Source organism: Streptomyces sp. NPDC031445 (assembly GCF_055581365.1).
In genome coordinates, this window is record NZ_JBVIJO010000005.1 from 345,918 (window position 1) to 360,575 (window position 14,658).

Sequence of the window (14,658 nt, forward strand, 5' to 3'; positions counted from 1 at the left end):
ACACGTCACCGGAGAGAGCCGCCCCCTATGACCTCTCGCGACACGACCTCCCACGACACGACCTCCCACGACATGGCCTCCCTCGACCTGCGCGACCAGCTGGCCTCGCTGACCACCGAGGCCTTCCGTCCGGAACTCGCCGAGATCGACCGGTTGCCCACCCTCGACATCGCGCGGCTGATGAACGGCGAGGACGCGGGCGTGCCCGCCGCCGTGGCGACGCAGCTACCCCGGATCGCCGCCGGCGTCGACGCGGTCGCCGAGCGCATGGGCCGCGGCGGGCGGCTCGTCTACGCCGGTGCCGGGACCGCCGGCCGGCTGGGCGTGCTGGACGCCTCCGAGTGCCCGCCCACCTTCAACACCGACCCCGAGCGGGTCGTCGGCCTGATCGCGGGCGGTCCCGCGGCCATGGTCACCTCGGTCGAGGGCGCGGAGGACTCCGCGGAGCTGGCCCGCCGGGACCTGGACGCGCTGAAGCTCACCCCGGACGACACCGTGGTCGGCGTCTCCGCCTCCGGCCGCACCCCGTACGCCGTCGGCGCCGTCGAGCACGCCCGCGCGCACGGTGCGCTGACCATCGGCCTGGCCTGCAACGCGGGCAGCGCGCTGGCCGCCGCGGCCGAGCACCCCATCGAGGTCGTCGTGGGGCCGGAGCTGATCACCGGTTCCACCCGGCTGAAGGCGGGCACGGCCCAGAAGCTGGTGCTGAACATGCTCTCGACGATCACGATGATCCGGCTCGGCAAGACGTACGGGAACCTGATGGTCGACGTGCGCGCCTCCAACGACAAGCTCCGGGCCCGCTCCCACCGGATCGTCTCCCTGGCCACCGGAGCGAGCGACGCCGACATCGAGAAGGCCCTCACTCAGACCGGCGGCGAGGTGAAGCACGCGATCCTGGCCCTCCTCGCCGGCGTGGACGGCCCGACGGCGGCCCGCCTGCTGGCGGAGTCCGGCGGCCATCTGCGCACGGCGCTGGGCCACGCGGCACGCTGACGGACCGCGCGGTCAGGGCACCATGGAGGCAAGGAGGCACCCACCGACATGAATCACGCCCAGCTCACCGCCCTCGGACGGGCTCTCCGGCTGCTCGGGGAGCACGGGGACGCCCTGACCGCCGACACGCCCGACGCCCGGCTGCACGAGATCAAGGACGACCTGCGGCGGGCCCTGGACCTGCTGGACGACACCGTGACCACCGCCGCGCCCGCCACCCGCTGCCCGGAGCACCCGCAGGGACCGGTGGACGAGAGCGCGCCCGACCTGTGCCTGCTGTGCGAGACCCGGCGCCGGGCCGCCCGGCGGTCGGAGTTCCAGGGCGGCAGGCCCCGGCCGGGCGAGCCGGTGCCCACCGCCCCCTCCCGGTACGGCGTGCGCGGTGACCGGCCGCAGGCGCAGCAGCGGTGGCTGCCGGAGCTGTGGAACGGCCAGGAGTGGCAGCTGTGCGGGACGCCGAGGCGGGACCGGCACGAGGCGGAGGCGTACCTCGCCGCCCAGCGGCGCGGCTCCCGGCCCGCCCTGGCGTACCGGCTCGTGCACGAGTTCACCGACTACGAGGTGCTGCGGGTGTGGGGGACGCCGGTGCGGGTCGACATCGAGCCGATGGGCAACCTCTAGCCCCCGGCGCCCCCCGGGGGACCCCGGTCAGCTCAGGGTCTTCAGGGCCGCCGCGTCGTACGGCTTCAGCTCGTCGAAGCGGTCGGAGAGCACCTTGGCCGCCCACTCGGGGTCCTGGAGCAGCGCGCGGCCGACGGCCACCAGGTCGAACTCGTCCGCCTCCAGGCGGTCCAGGAGGTTGTCGATGCCCTTGACCGGGGAGCCCTCGCCCTGGAAGGCGTTGATGAAGTCGCCGTCGAGGCCGACCGAGCCGACGGAGACGACGGGCTTGCCGGTGAGCTTCTTCGTCCAGCCGGCCAGGTTCAGGTCGGAGCCGTCGAACTCGGGCAGCCAGTAGCGGCGGGTGGAGGCGTGGAAGGCGTCGACGCCGGCCTCCGCGAGCGGGGTGAGGATGGCCTCCAGCTCCTCGGGGGTCTCGGCGAGCCGGGCGGTGTAGTCCTGCTGCTTCCACTGCGAGTAGCGGAAGAGGACCGGGAAGTCCGGCGACACCGCCGCCCGCACGGCGGCGATGATCTCGGCGGAGAACCGGGTGCGGGCCACCGGGTCGCCGCCGTAGGCGTCGGTGCGGCGGTTGGTGCCCGCCCACAGGAACTGGTCGAGGAGGTAGCCGTGGGCGCCGTGGAGCTCCACGCCGTCGAAGCCGATGCGCTCGGCGGCGGCAGCGGCCTCGGCGAACGCGGCGACGACGTCGTCCACGTCCGACTGCGTCATCGCCTTGCCGGTGGGCTCGGCGCCGGCGGCCTCCAGGCCGGAGGGGCCGACGGCGGGCGCGTCCGGGAAGGGGGCGTCGCCCTGCTTGCGGACCATGCCGATGTGCCACAGCTGCGGGACGATCGTGCCGCCGGCCGCGTGCACGTCCTCGGCGACCTTCGCCCAGCCCGCCAGCTGCTCCTCGCCGTGGAAGCGCGGGACGCGCGCGCTGTTGCCGGCCGACTCGTGGCCGACGTACGTGCCCTCGGTGACGATGAGGCCGACACCGGCGGCGGCCCGGCGGGCGTAGTACGAGCGGACGTCCTCGCCCGGGACGCCGCCCGGCGAGAACATGCGGGTCATGGGCGCCATCACGATGCGGTTCGGGACGGTGAGGCCGTTCAGCCTGACGGGGCGGGACAGGACGCGGGCCGCGCGAGAGGCGGCGGGCGTGGTCACGGTCACGTGGGGGGCTCCTCGTGAGTCGACGGGGTGAACCGGTTGGTATGTGCGCACGCATTGTTGCAGCGTCTTAAGTAAACACCGTCCGCCGGCCCGTGTACCGGACCGGTCTCCGTTTCGCTCACGTGATACCGGACACTCTCCGCCGGTCCCGGGAAACGCCGAGGGCGGCACTCCCAGCCGGTGGCTGGGAGTGCCGCCCTCGGTCCGCAGGACGAGCGATCGGCCGTCAGGTCGATCAGAAGTCCATGTCACCGCCCGGCATGCCGCCGCCGGCCGGGGCCGCGGCCTTCTCCGGCTTGTCGGCGATGACGGCCTCGGTGGTGAGGAACAGCGCGGCGATGGAGGCGGCGTTCTGCAGCGCGGAACGGGTCACCTTCGCCGGGTCGATGATGCCCTCGGCGACCAGGTCGACGTACTCGCCGGTCGCGGCGTTCAGGCCGTGACCCGGGGTCAGGTTGCGCACCTTCTCCACCACGACGCCGCCCTCGAGGCCGGCGTTGACGGCGATCTGCTTCAGCGGGGCCTCCAGGGCGATGCGCACGGCGTTGGCGCCGGTCGCCTCGTCACCCTCCAGCTCCAGCTTCTCGAAGACCTGGGAGGCCTGGAGCAGGGCCACGCCACCACCGGCGACGATGCCCTCCTCGACGGCCGCCTTCGCGTTGCGGACGGCGTCCTCGATGCGGTGCTTGCGCTCCTTGAGCTCCACCTCGGTGGCGGCACCGGCCTTGATGACCGCGACACCGCCGGCGAGCTTCGCCAGGCGCTCCTGGAGCTTCTCGCGGTCGTAGTCCGAGTCGCTGTTCTCGATCTCGGCGCGGATCTGGTTCACACGGCCGTTGACCTGCTCGGAGGAGCCGGCACCGTCGACGATGGTGGTCTCGTCCTTGGTGATGACGACCTTGCGGGCGCGGCCCAGGAGGTCCAGGGTCGCGTTCTCCAGCTTGAGGCCGACCTCCTCGGAGATGACCTCGCCGCCCGTGAGGATGGCGATGTCGCCGAGCATGGCCTTGCGGCGGTCACCGAAGCCCGGGGCCTTGACGGCGACGGACTTGAAGGTGCCGCGGATCTTGTTGACGACCAGGGTCGACAGGGCCTCGCCCTCGACGTCCTCGGCGATGATCAGCAGCGGCTTGCCCGACTGCATGACCTTCTCCAGCAGCGGGAGCAGGTCCTTGACCGAGGAGATCTTGGAGTTGGCGATGAGGATGTACGGGTCCTCCAGCACCGCCTCCATGCGCTCCATGTCGGTCGCGAAGTAGGCCGAGATGTAGCCCTTGTCGAAGCGCATGCCCTCGGTGAGCTCAAGCTCCAGACCGAAGGTGTTGGACTCCTCGACGGTGATGACGCCTTCCTTGCCGACCTTGTCCATGGCCTCGGCGATCAGCTCGCCGATCTGGGTGTCGGCGGCGGAGATGGACGCGGTGGAGGCGATCTGCTCCTTGGTCTCGACGTCCTTCGCCTGCTCCAGCAGGGCGGCGGAGACGGCCTCGACGGCCTTCTCGATACCGCGCTTCAGAGCCATCGGGTTGGCACCGGCGGCGACGTTGCGCAGGCCCTCCTTGACCAGGGCCTGGGCGAGCACGGTCGCGGTGGTCGTACCGTCGCCGGCGACGTCGTCCGTCTTCTTGGCGACTTCCTTGACCAGCTCGGCGCCGATCTTCTCGTACGGGTCCTCGAGCTCGATCTCCTTGGCGATGGAGACACCATCGTTGGTGATCGTGGGGGCGCCCCACTTCTTCTCGAGGACGACGTTGCGGCCCTTGGGGCCGAGCGTCACCTTCACGGCGTCCGCGAGCTGGTTCATGCCGCGCTCGAGGCCGCGCCGCGCCTCCTCGTCGAACGCGATGATCTTGGCCATGTGAAGTGGTCCCTCCAGGACTGGGGGTGATTCCTTCGGACCGCGCCCGCGCCCGCGACGGACGGCTCGCGCGCCTCGTGGTTCCTTGCCCCACCCGGCCCGCGGGCCTCACCGACCCGGTCCTTCGCTGTCACTCTCACCTTCAGAGTGCTAACGCCAATGATTAGCACTCGGCATGGTCGAGTGCAAGCGCCTGGGCGGGTGGGAGGCCCCCGTCAGCCGCACGCGAACAGCGGAACCGGGGCACGGCGAAGGGCCCGCACCCTCTGCGAGGTGCGGGCCCTTCGGACAAGAGACGTTCAGGCGGTGACGCGAACCATGTCGGCCTGCGGACCCTTCTGGCCCTGCGAGATCTCGAACTCGACCCGCTGGCCCTCTTCCAGGGTGCGGTAGCCGTCCATCTGAATCGCGCTGTAGTGGACGAAGACGTCCGCACCACCGTCGACCGCGATGAAGCCGTACCCCTTCTCCGCGTTGAACCACTTGACGGTGCCCTGAGCCATGCCTAACTCCCCTATTACTGGCCCTTGCACAGATCCACACTTCGCGGACCCGGGTCAGACCTCACCCCCCAATTGGTCGGGGGCGTGCGCCGGAACGCGTCGACCGCGGCTGAATGTATCTGTCCAACTGCCGTCTGCAACAGGTCAATCGGACGAGAATTCTGGACGCGAGCGGTCCGGAATGTAGCGAGAATTCATCTGAATTCAGGGCAAGTCGGGCCCCATAAAGGCCACAAAAGCCGCAGACAACCCACACACTTTGGCTACTTCTTGTCGGGCGGGCGGCATGGAACGCGGGGCCCGCGACCCGGAGGCCGCGACCGCGTTCCCCAACTCTACCGCGCTCAATCACACAGAATTGCCCCCTCCGTTTCTCTCACGGAGGGGGCAATCGGGCGAACAGCCGGTAACCGCGGTTACCGAAGGTAATAATCGGGCGGATCCGCGGCTCAGCCGCCGGCGACCGCCGGGATGATCGAGACGCCGGCCCCCTCGGGGGTCGCCGTGTCCAGGCCCTGCTCGAAACGGACGTCGTCGTCGTTGACGTACACGTTGACGAACCGGCGCAGCTTGCCCTGGTCGTCCAGGACGCGCGCGGCGATGCCCGTGTGGTTCTTCTCCAGGTCGGCGATGACCTCGCCGAGCGTCGCGCCGTCGGCGGCGACCTCGGCCTGCCCGCCGGTGTAGGTGCGCAGGATGGTAGGGATGCGAACGGTCACGCTCATGCGGTCGGACCTCCGGTCGGGTTCACGGGTACGGCGGGGCCTGTCATGCGAGGCCGGCCTCGCGGAAGGAGTCCAGGGTCGGGCGGATGGTGGCGGTGAGGCCGGTCCCGGCCACCGCGTCCAGGGTCTTCAGGCCGTCACCGGTGTTCAGGACGACCGTGGTCTTCGCCGGGTCCAGCACGCCCGCCTCCAGCAGCTTGCGGGTGACGCCGACCGTCACGCCGCCGGCGGTCTCCGCGAAGATGCCCTCGGTCCGCGCGAGCAGCTTGATCGCGTCCACGACCTGCTCGTCCGTCACGTCCTCCACGGCACCGCCGGTGCGGCGCGCGATGTCCAGGACGTACGGCCCGTCGGCCGGGTTGCCGATGGCCAGCGACTTGGCGATGGTGTTCGGCTTCTGGGGCCGTACGACGTCGTGGCCGGCCTTGAAGGCGGTGGAGACCGGGGAGCAGCCCTCGGCCTGGGCGCCGAAGATCTTGTACGGCCTGTCCTCGACCAGCCCCAGCTTGATCAGCTCCTGGAGCCCCTTGTCGATCTTCGTGAGCTGGGAGCCGGAGGCGATCGGGACCACGATCTGGTCCGGCAGCCGCCAGCCGAGCTGCTCGCAGATCTCGTACGCCAGGGTCTTGGAGCCCTCCGCGTAGTACGGCCGCAGGTTGACGTTGACGAAGCCCCAGCCCTCGCCGGCCGGGTCGCCGATCAGCTCGGAGCAGAAGCGGTTCACGTCGTCGTAGTTGCCCTCGATGCCGACGAGTTCTCCGCCGTAGACCGCGGCCATGACGATCTTGCCCTGCTCCAGGTCGTGCGGGATGAACACGCAGGAGCGCAAGCCGGCGCGGGCGGCGGCGGCGCCGACGGCGCCGGCCAGGTTGCCGGTCGAGGAGCAGGACAGGGTGGTGAAGCCGAAGGCGCGGGCGGCCTCCAGGGCCTGGGCCACGACCCGGTCCTTGAAGGAGTGGGTCGGGTTGCCGGAGTCGTCCTTGACGTACAGACCGCCGGTCACGCCCAGCTCGCGGGCCAGGTTGTCGGCCTGGACGAGCTTGGTCCAGCCCGGATTGATGTTCGGCTTGCCGGCGACGTCCGCCGGGACCGGCAGCAGGGGCGCGTAGCGCCAGATGTTCGCGGGGCCCGCCTCGATGCGGCGGCGCAGGTCCTCGGTGTCGTAGGCGGAGAAGTCGTAGGCGATCTCCAGCGGGCCGAAGCACTCCTCGCAGGCGAAGACCGGGCCGAGCGGCACCCGGTGGCCGCACTCGCGACAGCTCAGGGCCGCGGCGGGGCCGAGGTCGACGGTGGATTCGCTGGTGGTGGCAACTGTCTGCACAGCCATGGAGGCGAGGCCCTTTCTCCTCATCTTCCTCACGACGCACCTCGCCGTGAGACGGAATTGGCACCTTCCCTGGCCGTGAGCCTCGCGCGAACGAGTCCGGTCAGGGGGGTTGCCGGGGCTTCACCGGGCCGTGTCCCTCTGCCCCTCTGGATGAGCGGTATGCGGTTGTGGAACGCGCGCGACCCCCGACATGCGATGGTCACCGGCGTTGTTCAAGACTGTAACCGACGGCCGGGACAGTTGAGATAGTCGTCCGAACCGCGAGACACGAGTGAGGAGCCGCAGACTGTGCTGGAAGAAGTCGAGCGCTGGCTGACCACCCGGTCCTGGTCCGTGGCCGACCGGCCGCTGCACCAGATCCTCGCCGCCAAGCAGCGCACGGGCCAGACCGTCAGTGTCGTGCTGCCCGCGCTCAACGAGGAGGAGACCGTCGGCGACATCGTCGCGGTCATCCGCCGCGACCTCATGGAGCGGGTGCCGCTCGTCGACGAGCTGGTGGTCGTCGACTCGGGCTCCACCGACCGCACCTCCGAGGTCGCCGCGCGCGCCGGCGCCCGGGTCGTCCACCGCGACACCATCCTGCCGCGCCTCCCGGCCGTCCCCGGCAAGGGCGAGGTGCTGTGGCGCTCGCTGCTGGTGACCGGCGGGGACATCGTCTGCTTCGTCGACGCGGACCTCAGGGAGTTCTCCTCCGACTTCGTCTCCGGGATCGTCGGCCCGCTGCTCACCGACCCGGACGTCGACCTGGTCAAGGCGATGTACGACCGCCCGCTCGGCGGCAGTGCCGGGCAGGGCGGCCGGGTCACCGAGCTCATGGCCCGCCCGCTGCTGAACATGCACTGGCCCAGGCTGGCCGGGTTCGTGCAGCCGCTGGGCGGCGAGTACGCGGCCCGCCGCACCCTGCTGGAACAGCTGCCGTTCCCCGTCGGCTACGGCGTGGAGCTGGGCATGCTGGTGGACGCGCTGCACCTGGTGGGCCTGGACGCGCTGGCCCAGGTCGACGTGGGCGTGCGCAGGCACCGGCACCAGGACGGGCAGGCGCTCGGCCGGATGGCCGCCGCGATCTACCGCACCGCCCAGCTCCGGCTGGCCCGCGGCCATCTGATCCGGCCCGCGCTGACCCAGTTCGAGCGGGGGGAGGAGGGGTTCGAGCCGCGCACCTACTCGGTGGACACCGAGGAGCGGCCGCCCATGGCGGAGATCGCGGAGTACGCCGAGCGCAAGGTGGCGTGAACGGGCCGTACACGGTCCGTCCGCCGGGCGGGCCGTACGTTTGAGCGGTTGGGGGCCGGGCTAGGTTGAGGCGTATGGCTTCCACGCTCGATGCTGCTCAGAAGGCTCAGGTGCTGGTCGCGTCGAACCGCGGCCCGGTCTCCTATCAGGTGGGCGAGGACGGCTCGCTGCACGCCCGGCGGGGTGGCGGCGGGCTGGTCTCGGGACTGTCCGCCATCGGCTCCGACGCGGGCTCGGTGTGGGTGTGCGCCGCGCTGGGCGACGGCGACCGGGCGGCCGTCCGGCGCGCGGCCGGCGGGCTGCTGCCGGCCGAGGAGACCGGCGGGCAGCGTGTGCGGATGCTCGACATCGACGCGGCCGTGCACGCCGAGGCGTACAACGGCATCGCCAACTCGGTGCTCTGGTTCGTCCACCACATGCTGTACCAGACCCCGCTGGAGCCGGTCTTCGACGCCGGTTTCCGGCGGCAGTGGGCGTCGTACGAGGCCTACAACCGGGCGTTCGCCGAGGCGCTGGCCGAGGAGGCGGCCGAGGGCGCGGCCGTGCTGATCCAGGACTACCACCTGGCCCTGGCCCCGCGGATGCTCCGCCAGCTCCGGCCCGACCTGCGCATCGGCCACTTCTCGCACACCCCGTGGGCGCCGCCGGACTACTTCCGGCTCCTTCCCGACGACATCGCGGCCGAGCTGCTCAGCGGCATCCTGGGCGCGGACCGGGCGGCGTTCCTCACCCGGCGGTGGGCGGACGCGTTCACGGACTGCTGCCACGCGGTGCTGGGGCCGGGCATCCCCTCCGGCACCCGCATCGGGGTGCACGGGCTGGGCGCGGACGCGGACTTCCTGCGCAAGCGGGCGCACGAGCCGGACGTGGACGAGCGGATGGCGGCGCTGCGGGCGGAGATCGGAGCAGGCCGGAAGACGATCGTCCGGGTGGACCGGACCGAGCTGTCCAAGAACATCGTGCGCGGGCTGCTGGCCTACGAGCAGCTGCTCGAGGACCGCCCCGAGTGGCGGGAGAAGGTCGTCCACGTGGCCTTCGCGTACCCGTCCCGGCAGGACCTCGCCGTGTACCGGGAGTACACCGCCCAGGTGCGGCGGGTCGCGGACGAGATCAACGAGCGGTTCGGCACGGCCGGCTGGACCCCGGTCGTGCTGCACGTGAAGGACGACTTCGCCCGCTCCCTCGCCGCCTACCGGCTGGCCGACGTGGCGCTGGTGAACCCCATCCGGGACGGCATGAACCTGGTCGCCAAGGAGGTCCCGGTCGTCTCCGACGAGGGCTGCGCGCTGGTGCTGTCGCGGGAGGCGGGGGCGTACGAGGAGCTGGGCGAGGACGCCTTCGTGGTGAACCCGTACGACATCGCGGGCACGGCACGGGCGCTGCACGAGGCGCTGAGCCTGCCGGCGGACGCGCGGGCGGAGCGCTCGAAGCGGCTGGCCGCCGCCGCGACCGCGCTGCCGCCGGCCCGGTGGTTCCTCGATCAGCTGGCGGCGCTGGACCCCCGGCCGAGCTGAGCGGCCAGCGCCCGCAGCAGGCCCACGACCCCCTCCGGGCCGTCGACCACCAGGTCGGCCCGGTCCGCCAGTTCCGTGACCTCCGTGCTGCCGCTGCACACCAGCAGGCCGGGGACGCCGTTGGTGCGCAGCTTCTCGATCGCGGCGAAGGCGGGGAGGTCGCCCAGGTCGTCGCCGGCGTAGACGACACAGCCGGCCCGGACGGCGCGGGCGTGGTCCAGGAGGGCCACGCCCTTGTCCATGCCCGGCGGGCGCAGTTCCAGGACCATCCGGCCGGGCTCGACGATCAGGCCGTGGCGGGTGGCCAGGTCGGCGAGGGGGGCGCGCAGGGCCTCGAACGCGGCCCGCGGGTCGGGGGCGCGGCGGGTGTGCACCGCCAGCGCCCGGCCCTTCTCCTCGATCCACGTGCCCTCCCCCGCTCCGGCGCGCTCCAGCAGGCCCGGCAGTTCGGCGCGGGCGGCGGCCACGCCGGGGTGCGGGGGCGGGGCGGTCAGCTCGCCGGTGGCCGCGTCCCAGCGCTCGGCGCCGTAGTGGCCGAGGACGGTGAGGTGCTCCAGGCCGGGGACGCCGGCGAAGCCGCCGTAGCGGACCGCGACCTCGGGCGGGCGGCCGGTGATCACGGCGACGGAGGCGATCTCGGGGGCGAGGGCGGCGAGGGCGGGCACGGCCCCGGGGTGGGCGCGGGCCTGCTCGGGATCGGCGACGATCGGGGCCAGCGTGCCGTCGAAGTCCAGGCCGACCAGGGCGGTGCGGGGCTGCGCGAGCAGGGCGGCGAGGCCGTCCTGGCCGGCTTGGGTGCGCGGGGTCGGCAGAGCGTCCATAGCGTCCATACCGCGACACTATCCAGCTCGGGGCGGCTCACGCCTGGGCCGGCGCCGCACACCCCGGGGTCCGGCCCCGGTCCCCCGCCGGGTGTGCGGAAGGTCAGCGTTCCGCGCGTCTCGTCTCGCGGATACGGCGCAGGCGGTTGACCGTCACCGGGTCGTGGGCCAGGGCCCGCTCGTCGTCCAGGAGGGCGTTGAGGAGCTGGTGGTAGCGGACGGGGGACAGGTCCAGCTCCTCCCGTATCGCGCGTTCCTTCGCGCCGGGGCCGGGGAAGGTCCGGCGCTCCAGCGCGAGGACCGCTTGCTCGCGGGTGCCCAGTTCCATGCCTGCCACGGTAGCGGCGGGCACCGACAGCGGGCTTCAGTTCACGCTGCTGCTGTCGGCCGCCAGGGCCGCCGACTGCAGGCGGGTCAGGACACCGGCGGGGCTGGCGCCGGGGGCGACCGCCTGGCCGATGTTCTGCTTCACGGCCGCGCTGACCGCCGCCCAGGAGGTCTTGCCGACGGGGTACAGCTCCGAGGTCGGCAGCTGCTCCAGGAAGGGGCGCAGGGCCTTGTCGGCGGAGGCGTCCGACGCCGCCATGGTGTTGGACGCGGAGCTGGTGACCGGCAGCAGCCCGTACTCGCGGGAGAACTCGAGGACGTTCTTCTCGTTGTAGGCGAAGTCCAGGAAGCCGCCGATCTGCTCGGCGTGCCCGTTCTGCCTGAAGCCCATCATCCAGTCGGCGACGCCCATGGAGGCCCTGGCCCTGCCGGTGCGGCCCGGCATCGGCACCGTGCCGAACTTCACGCCCTTCTTGGCCGCCTGCTGGATGAGCGTGGGGTGGCCGTTGACCATGCCGACCCGGCCGTCGGCGAACGCGGCGAACGCGGCGGCCCGGTTGAGCTTGCCGGGGGCGACCGGGCCGGTCAGGCCCTTGCCGACCAGCTCGTCCTTGAGCCAGGTGAAGGTCTCGACGTTCGTGGCGGAGTCGATGGTGTAGGTGCCGACGTCGTCGGTGTAGCCGCTGCCGCCGTTGCCGCCGCTGAGCAGCCACTGCATGGTCTCGGCCTGGGCCTCCTCGGGGCCGAGGGGCAGCGCGTACGGGTACTGCACGCCCTGCGCCTTGAGCGCCCTGGCGTCGGCGGCCAGCTCGTCCCAGGTGGTGGGCGCCGTCAGGTTGGCCTTGGCGAACAGGGTCTTGTTGTAGAAGAGCACGCGCGTGGAGGCGGCGAACGGGATGCCGTACTGCGTGTGCTTCCACTGCCCGGCGTCGGAGAGCGGGGAGAGGAAGTCCGCCTGCGTGCGTATGGAGAGCAGGTCGGAGACCGGGTAGAGCTTGCCGGCGGCGGCGTAGTCGGCGTAGGCGCCGATCTGGGCCATGTCCGGGGCGTGGCCGGCGTCGACCATCTCCTTGACCTTGCGGTCGACGTCGTTCCAGGAGTAGACGCTGACCTCCACCTTCACGTCCGGGTGCTGTTTCTCGTACTCCTTGACCAGGGCGTCCCAGTACTTCTTGGAGCTGTTGGCGGCGGAGTCGCCGTAGTCGGCGGCGACGAGCCTGAGGGTCACGTCGGAGGAGCCCGTGCTCCCGCAGCCGCCGAGGACCGCCGCCATGCCCAGTGCGGACACCACCGCGATCGTTCCTGCCGTACGCCGACGCACGCTCAATCCCCAACCCTGCTGTCTGACGGTTCAATATGTGGACACATAAGGTCTACACCACGTGAGTGGACTAGACCTCTCACGGGTGGGAGGGCCACACTAGGCCCGTGGTGAGACATGTCATCGCCCTCGACGTGGGCGGTACCGGGATGAAGGCCGCCCTGGTCGGCGACGACGGCGGGCTGCTCCACCGCGCCCGCCGCGCCACCGGCCGCGAGCGCGGCCCGGAGGCGGTGCTCGCGGGCATCCTCGACTTCGCCGCCGAACTGCGCGCGTACGGCGTCGAGCACCTCGGCGAGCCCGCCGGCGCGGCCGGCATCGCCGTCCCCGGCATCGTCGACGAGACGACCGGCACCGCCGTCTACGCCGCCAACCTCGGCTGGCGGGACGTCCCGCTGCGGGACCTGCTCACCGACCGGCTCGGGGTGCCCGTCGCCCTCGGCCACGACGTCCGCACCGGCGGCCTCGCGGAGGGCCGCATCGGCGCGGGCCGGGGCGCGGACCGGTTCCTGTTCGTGCCGCTGGGCACGGGGATCGCCGGCGCCATCGGCATCGACGGCCGGGTCGAGGCCGGCGCGCACGGCTTCGCGGGCGAGATCGGCCACATCGTCGTACGCCCCGGGGGCACGGTCTGCCCCTGCGGGCAGCGCGGCTGCCTGGAGCGGTACGCCTCCGCGTCCGCCGTCAGCGAGGCCTGGGCGGCGGCCTGCGGCGACCCCGGGGCGGACGCGGCGGACTGCGCCCGCGCCGTCGCGTCCGGTGACCCGAACGCCGTCCGGGTCTGGCGGGAGGCGGTGGACGCGCTCGCCGACGGGCTGGTCACCGCCCTCACCCTGCTGGACCCCCGCACGCTGATCATCGGTGGCGGCCTGGCCGAGGCGGGGGAAGTGTTGTTCCAGCCCCTGCGGGACGCCGTCCGGCACCGGGTCACCTTCCAGAAACTGCCGGCGATCGTCCCGGCGGCGCTGGGCGACGCGGCCGGCTGCCTGGGCGCGGGGCTGCTCGCGCAGGACCTGCTGACAGCCACTTCTACGACTCCGGAGGTAAGCACCTGATGGCAACCGAGCGGGAAACTCCGGGCAGGCACGGCGCCCCGTCGGGGGCGCGGCCGACCCCCACCGGCCCGCAGCTGCTCACCGGCGCGAACGTGGTGCTCCCCACCGGAACGGTGAAGAACGGCCAGGTGGCCGTCGACGGCAAGCGCATCGCCGGTACCGCACCGGCCGGCGCCGAGGTCGTCGACGTCACCGGCCACTGGCTCGTCCCCGGCTTCGTGGACCTCCACAACCACGGCGGAGGCGGAGCCTCCTTCTCCGGCACCGCCGAGCAGATCCTCACCGCCATCCACACGCACCGCCGCCACGGCACGACCACCCTCGTCGCCTCCACCGTCACCGACGAGATGGACCTGCTGGTGCGTCAGGCCGGCCTGCTCAGCGAGCTGGCCGAGCAGGGCGACATCGCGGGCATCCACTTCGAGGGGCCGTTCATCTCGCCGTGCCGCAAGGGCGCGCACTCCGAGAAGCTGCTGCGCGACCCGGACCCGGCCGAGGTCCGCAAGCTGATCGACGCGGCGCGCGGCAAGGCGAGGATGGTCACCCTCGCGGCCGAGCTGCCGGGCGGCATCGACTCCGTACGGCTGCTCGCCGAGCACGGCGTGATCGCGGCGATCGGGCACACGGACGCCTCCTACGAGCAGACGTCCGCGGCGATCGACGCGGGCGCCACCGTCGCCACCCACCTCTTCAACGCCATGCCCGCCCTCAACCACCGCTCGCCCGGCCCGATCGCCGCCCTGCTGGAGGACGAGCGGGTCACGGTCGAGCTGATCAACGACGGCGTCCACCTGCACCCCGCCGCGCTGGAGCTGGCGTTCCATCACGCGGGCGCCGACCGCGTGGCGTTCATCACCGACGCGATGGACGCGGCCGGCACCGGCGACGGGCGCTACATGCTCGGACCGCTGGAGGTCGAGGTCAGCGAGGGCGTGGCCCGGCTGGTGGAGGGCGGTTCGATCGCGGGCTCCACGCTGACGCTGGACCGCGCGTTCCAGCGGGCGGTGACCGTCGACAAGCTGTCGGTGGAGGACGCCGTGACCGCCCTGTCGGCCAACCCGGCCCGGCTGCTCGGCCTCTCCGACCGCGTCGGGTCCCTGGAGCCCGGCAAGGACGCCGACCTGGTCCTGCTGGACGCGGACTTCGCGCTGAAGGGCGTGATGCGGCAGGGCGAATGGGTGGTAGCGCCCCAACTGCCCTGA

At 72.2% G+C, this 14,658-nt stretch carries 14 protein-coding genes and 1 riboswitch; of the genes, 6 read left to right on the top strand and 8 right to left on the bottom strand.

Features of this window, described 5'->3' with window-relative positions; genetic code table 11:
• Positions 1–72: 72 nt before the first annotated feature.
• Positions 73–996 carry an N-acetylmuramic acid 6-phosphate etherase gene (murQ, locus tag ACZ5DC_RS16680; RefSeq protein ID WP_468653554.1) on the top strand — a complete coding sequence of 308 codons (924 nt, stop codon included), beginning with the start codon at positions 73–75 and terminating at the stop codon, positions 994–996.
• Positions 997–1,044: 48 nt separating this feature from the next.
• The gene (locus tag ACZ5DC_RS16685; RefSeq protein WP_468653329.1) at positions 1,045–1,617 is read left to right on the top strand and encodes a hypothetical protein; all 573 of its coding nucleotides are present in this window, start codon (positions 1,045–1,047) and stop codon (positions 1,615–1,617) included.
• 27 nt (positions 1,618–1,644) lie between these two features.
• Here the strand turns inward: ACZ5DC_RS16685 and ACZ5DC_RS16690 are convergent, their stop codons facing one another.
• The 5 genes from ACZ5DC_RS16690 to thrC form a co-directional block, all read right to left on the bottom strand.
• Positions 1,645–2,772, bottom strand: a complete 1,128-nt coding sequence (locus tag ACZ5DC_RS16690; protein WP_468653331.1) for an NADH:flavin oxidoreductase — start codon at positions 2,770–2,772, stop codon at positions 1,645–1,647.
• Positions 2,773–3,007: 235 nt separating this feature from the next.
• The gene (gene groL, locus ACZ5DC_RS16695) at positions 3,008–4,630 is read right to left on the bottom strand and encodes a chaperonin GroEL (RefSeq protein WP_014673417.1); all 1,623 of its coding nucleotides are present in this window, start codon (positions 4,628–4,630) and stop codon (positions 3,008–3,010) included.
• A 299-nt stretch (positions 4,631–4,929) separates the two neighbouring features.
• Positions 4,930–5,133, bottom strand: coding sequence for a cold-shock protein (locus ACZ5DC_RS16700; protein ID WP_004986573.1), 204 nt, complete (start codon positions 5,131–5,133; stop codon positions 4,930–4,932).
• Between the two features lie 449 nt (positions 5,134–5,582).
• Complete coding sequence (locus ACZ5DC_RS16705; protein WP_468653333.1) at positions 5,583–5,858, bottom strand: ubiquitin-like small modifier protein 1; 276 nt, start codon at positions 5,856–5,858, stop codon at positions 5,583–5,585.
• 43 nt (positions 5,859–5,901) lie between these two features.
• Positions 5,902–7,185, bottom strand: coding sequence for a threonine synthase (thrC, locus tag ACZ5DC_RS16710; RefSeq protein WP_468653335.1), 1,284 nt, complete (start codon positions 7,183–7,185; stop codon positions 5,902–5,904).
• Between the two features lie 17 nt (positions 7,186–7,202).
• A riboswitch (SAM riboswitch) is annotated at positions 7,203–7,342 on the bottom strand.
• A 131-nt stretch (positions 7,343–7,473) separates the two neighbouring features.
• On the opposite strand from thrC, the gene ACZ5DC_RS16715 reads away from it, so the two are divergent.
• Both ACZ5DC_RS16715 and ACZ5DC_RS16720 read left to right on the top strand, forming a co-directional pair.
• The gene (locus tag ACZ5DC_RS16715; protein WP_468653337.1) at positions 7,474–8,418 is read left to right on the top strand and encodes a glucosyl-3-phosphoglycerate synthase; all 945 of its coding nucleotides are present in this window, start codon (positions 7,474–7,476) and stop codon (positions 8,416–8,418) included.
• 74 nt (positions 8,419–8,492) lie between these two features.
• Positions 8,493–9,932: an alpha,alpha-trehalose-phosphate synthase (UDP-forming) gene (locus tag ACZ5DC_RS16720; protein ID WP_468653339.1), complete on the top strand. Its 1,440-nt coding sequence runs from the start codon at positions 8,493–8,495 to the stop codon at positions 9,930–9,932.
• On the opposite strand, the gene otsB is transcribed toward ACZ5DC_RS16720, so the two are convergent.
• From otsB to ACZ5DC_RS16735, 3 genes are all read right to left on the bottom strand, one after another.
• Entirely contained in the window at positions 9,899–10,762 is an 864-nt protein-coding gene (gene otsB / locus ACZ5DC_RS16725; RefSeq protein ID WP_366749897.1) for a trehalose-phosphatase, read from the bottom strand. The two genes, ACZ5DC_RS16720 and otsB, sit on opposite strands and share 34 nt — an antisense overlap.
• 94 nt (positions 10,763–10,856) lie before the next feature.
• On the bottom strand, positions 10,857–11,081 hold the full coding sequence (locus ACZ5DC_RS16730; RefSeq protein ID WP_468653342.1) for a DUF3263 domain-containing protein: 225 nt from the start codon (positions 11,079–11,081) through the stop codon (positions 10,857–10,859).
• A gap of 36 nt (positions 11,082–11,117) precedes the next feature.
• A complete protein-coding gene (locus ACZ5DC_RS16735) occupies positions 11,118–12,353 on the bottom strand; it encodes an ABC transporter substrate-binding protein (RefSeq protein ID WP_468653556.1) in 1,236 nt (411 codons plus the stop codon).
• Positions 12,354–12,511: 158 nt separating this feature from the next.
• Here ACZ5DC_RS16735 and ACZ5DC_RS16740 point away from each other — a divergent pair, with 158 nt between their 5' ends.
• Both ACZ5DC_RS16740 and nagA read left to right on the top strand, forming a co-directional pair.
• Entirely contained in the window at positions 12,512–13,456 is a 945-nt protein-coding gene (locus tag ACZ5DC_RS16740) for an ROK family protein (RefSeq protein ID WP_468653558.1), read from the top strand.
• Entirely contained in the window at positions 13,456–14,658 is a 1,203-nt protein-coding gene (gene nagA, locus ACZ5DC_RS16745) for an N-acetylglucosamine-6-phosphate deacetylase (RefSeq protein ID WP_468653343.1), read from the top strand. The genes ACZ5DC_RS16740 and nagA overlap by 1 nt, the downstream gene beginning before the upstream one ends.

What these genes read in the sequence shown, in the direction of transcription:
- murQ (WP_468653554.1), top strand. Translation starts at nt 73, where the DNA reads ATGGCCTCCCTCGACCTGCGCGACCAGCTGGCCTCGCTGACCACCGAG.
- ACZ5DC_RS16685 (WP_468653329.1), top strand. Translation starts at nt 1,045, where the DNA reads ATGAATCACGCCCAGCTCACCGCCCTCGGACGGGCTCTCCGGCTGCTC.
- groL (WP_014673417.1), bottom strand. Translation starts at nt 4,630, where the DNA reads ATGGCCAAGATCATCGCGTTCGACGAGGAGGCGCGGCGCGGCCTCGAG.
- ACZ5DC_RS16700 (WP_004986573.1), bottom strand. Translation starts at nt 5,133, where the DNA reads ATGGCTCAGGGCACCGTCAAGTGGTTCAACGCGGAGAAGGGGTACGGC.
- ACZ5DC_RS16705 (WP_468653333.1), bottom strand. Translation starts at nt 5,858, where the DNA reads ATGAGCGTGACCGTTCGCATCCCTACCATCCTGCGCACCTACACCGGC.
- thrC (WP_468653335.1), bottom strand. Translation starts at nt 7,185, where the DNA reads ATGGCTGTGCAGACAGTTGCCACCACCAGCGAATCCACCGTCGACCTC.
- ACZ5DC_RS16720 (WP_468653339.1), top strand. Translation starts at nt 8,493, where the DNA reads ATGGCTTCCACGCTCGATGCTGCTCAGAAGGCTCAGGTGCTGGTCGCG.
- otsB (WP_366749897.1), bottom strand. Translation starts at nt 10,762, where the DNA reads ATGGACGCTATGGACGCTCTGCCGACCCCGCGCACCCAAGCCGGCCAG.
- ACZ5DC_RS16730 (WP_468653342.1), bottom strand. Translation starts at nt 11,081, where the DNA reads ATGGAACTGGGCACCCGCGAGCAAGCGGTCCTCGCGCTGGAGCGCCGG.
- ACZ5DC_RS16735 (WP_468653556.1), bottom strand. Translation starts at nt 12,353, where the DNA reads ATGGCGGCGGTCCTCGGCGGCTGCGGGAGCACGGGCTCCTCCGACGTG.
- nagA (WP_468653343.1), top strand. Translation starts at nt 13,456, where the DNA reads ATGGCAACCGAGCGGGAAACTCCGGGCAGGCACGGCGCCCCGTCGGGG.